The 2,318-nt window shown below is 70.9% G+C and carries 2 protein-coding genes; both read left to right on the forward strand.

Annotated features, from left to right (window positions below; translation table 11 throughout):
* Positions 1-279: putative sulfate exporter family transporter (locus ACFQ36_RS22230; RefSeq protein ID WP_377017663.1), on the forward strand; the 279-nt coding region annotated here is incomplete at its 5' end.
* A gap of 47 nt (positions 280-326) precedes the next feature.
* Positions 327-2,318 (forward strand): aminopeptidase N (pepN, locus tag ACFQ36_RS22235; protein ID WP_377017665.1); only part of this gene is annotated, 1,992 nt, incomplete at its 3' end.

Consider the following 2,318-nt stretch of genomic DNA (forward strand, 5'->3'; position numbering starts at 1 on the left):
GGCGCCGCCGGGGCCCGGCCGCCGCTGGTGCCGCTGTTCCTCGCCGGGTTCCTGGCCATGGTGCTGCTGCGCAGCACCGGCTGGCTGCCGCTGCCGGTGCTCTCCGTACTCGGCATCCTGCAGGACATCCTGCTGGCCGCCGCGCTGTTTGCGCTCGGTGCCTCCGTGCGGCTGCGCGAGTTGCTGCGGTCGTCCCTGCCCGCTGCGGCGACGGCACTGCTGGCCTGGCTGCTGATCGCCTCCCTGGGCCTGGCCGCGGCCCGGCTGGCGGGGGTCTGAACGCAGCCGCCACGTCGCCGGTTACAGTCGGTGGTTAAATGGGCCGGATGGAGAATGAGAACCTTGGCCGGGCCGAAGCCGCAGCGCGCTCGCGCATCGTCCAGGTCGAGCGGTACGACGTGTCGCTGGACCTGCGCACCGCCCGGGACGCCGAGGCCCCCGGCTGCTGCTCCCGGTCGATCATCACCTTCACGTGCAGCGAACCCGGGGCGTCGACCTTCGTGGACTTCATCCACGGCGGCATCCACTCCGTCACGCTCAACGGGCGCAGGCTGGACCCGGCCGCCGTGGTGGACGGATCCCGGATCCACCTGCCCGGCCTGGCCGCGCAGAACGAGGCGACCGTCATCGGCACGGCCCTGTACAGCCGCAGCGGGGAAGGCCTGCACCGCTTCGTGGACCCGGCCGACGGCGAGACCTATCTCTATACCCAGTTCGAACCTGCCGACGCCCGCCGCGTCTTTGCGAACTTCGACCAGCCGGACCTCAAGGCCAGCTTCACGTTCAACGTCGCGGCGCCCGCCGACTGGCACGTGGCATCCAACGCCCCGGAGGCTGCGCGGGATCCAATGACGAGCACCCCGGGGTATTCGATCCGGCGGTTCGCCCCCACCCCGCGCATCTCCACCTACATCACCGCGGTGCTCGCCGGCCCGTACCACCGTGCGGAGGACCTCTGGGAGCGCACACTGCCGGACGGCTCCGTGCTGCGGGTCCCGCTCGGCGCCAGCTGCCGGGCCTCGCTGGCGGCATTCTTCGATGCGGACCGGATTTTCGAGGTCACCAAGCAGGGCCTGGACTTCTTCCACGAACTCTTCGACTACCCGTATCCGTTCGGCAAGTACGACCAGGCCTTCGTCCCCGAATACAACCTCGGCGCGATGGAGAACCCCGGGCTGGTCACCTTCACCGAGGACTACGTCTTCCGGTCCCGGGCCACCCGCGGCCAGTACCAGAGCCGGGCCAATACCATCCTGCACGAGATGGCGCACATGTGGTTCGGCGACCTGGTCACCATGGCCTGGTGGGACGACCTGTGGCTTAAGGAGTCCTTCGCCGACTACATGGGCTCGCTCGCGCTGGCGGAGGCCACCGAGTACACCGAAGCCTGGGTGGCCTTCGCCAACCGGCGCAAGGCGTGGGCCTATGTCCAGGACCAGCTGCCCACCACCCATCCGGTGGTGGCGGACATCCCCAACCTGGAGGCGGCGAAGCAGAACTTCGACGGCATTACCTATGCCAAGGGCGCGTCCGTGCTCAAGCAGTTGGTGGCCTACGTGGGCTTCGATGCCTTCCGGGACGCGGCGCGCCGCTATTTCCGCGACAATGCCTATGGGAACACCTCGCTGGCGGACTTCCTGGCCGTGCTCGGCGCCGCCTCCGGCCGGGACATGCAGGACTGGGCCAGGCTCTGGCTGCAGACCTCCGGAATCTCCTCGCTGGAGGCCGAGCCGGCCTCCGGCGACGACGGGCGGCTGGCCGGGGTGCGGATCCGGCAGGAGTCCAGGGACCCGGCCACGGGCAGCACCGTGCTGCGGCCGCACCGGCTGCGGCTTGGCTTCTTCGATTTCCAGAGTCCCGGCGGCGCCCTGGTGCGCACCGCGTCGCCGGAGCTGGATGTGGCCGGCGCCGTCACCGACCTGCCCGACCTGGCCGGCCTCCCGGCCCCGGCACTGCTGCTGACCAACGACGGCGACCACAGCTACGCCAAGGTGCGCCTCGACGCCCGGTCGCTGGGCACGGTGCTCTCGGCGCTGGACCGGATTGCGGACCCGCTGGCCCGGGCACTGTGTTGGTCCACGCTCTGGGACATGGCACGCGACGCTGCGCTGCCGGCGCGGCGCTACGTGGCCGCCGTCCGGACCTTTGGGCCCGCCGAGACGGATCCCGCGGTGCTTCAGGTCCTGCTGGACAACGCCCGCTTCGCGGTGGAGCGCTACTGCCCGGCGCAGGCCCGCCCCGGGCTGCGCGAGGAGCTGCTGGCCGGCCTCCGGCACGAACTGGAGCAGGCGGAGCCCGGCAGCGATGCGCAGCTGGTC

This window comes from Arthrobacter sp. GCM10027362 (genome assembly GCF_042679445.1).
GTDB lineage: Bacteria > Actinomycetota > Actinomycetes > Actinomycetales > Micrococcaceae > Crystallibacter.